The 495-nt window shown below is 54.1% G+C and carries 1 protein-coding gene; it reads right to left on the reverse strand.

Annotated elements, in window-relative coordinates:
- Window positions 1–410: IS110 family transposase (locus tag HRQ87_RS20030; RefSeq protein WP_246252590.1), on the reverse strand; the 410-nt coding region annotated here is incomplete at its 3' end.
- Between the last annotated feature and the right edge of the window lie 85 nt (window positions 411–495).

Raw genomic sequence — 495 nt, forward strand, 5'->3', positions numbered from 1 at the left:
CATTTTTTCTGAACCGCCTTGCGACTGCTCAGGAGCGCTCTTAGCGCGTGCGCTTCGCGGCTCTTGATGAAGACTTTGCCGTACCAACCGGATCGCAACACCTGTGCAATCCCGCGCGCATCCGTTTTGTCGGTCTTGTTGCGCATCGCCGACAGAGCCGCATTCACTTGCCGCGCTTCCATGCAGACGACATCAAAACCAGCAGCCTGCAGGCCAAAGTAAAGATGCTGGCTCATCGCACCGGACTCGAAACCAACCCGATACTGACCAGCGGGCACATCACGCAGGCAGACCAAGATATCCTCAATCTCACATGCCACTGAGCGCTCAAAGACATGCTTGCCATCAGCGTCAATCACGCAGACAGCCACCGACCGCAACGACACATCCAAACCCACATAGTAATCCATTTCGTTCTCCTCAAATTGCAGAAACATCCTGCAACTCTATCAAGAACCTGACCTATCAACCCGGTCAGCCCGATTACCAATGCTT

The organism is Parasulfitobacter algicola (assembly GCF_013315265.1).
In the GTDB taxonomy this organism is placed as follows: domain Bacteria; phylum Pseudomonadota; class Alphaproteobacteria; order Rhodobacterales; family Rhodobacteraceae; genus Parasulfitobacter; species Parasulfitobacter algicola.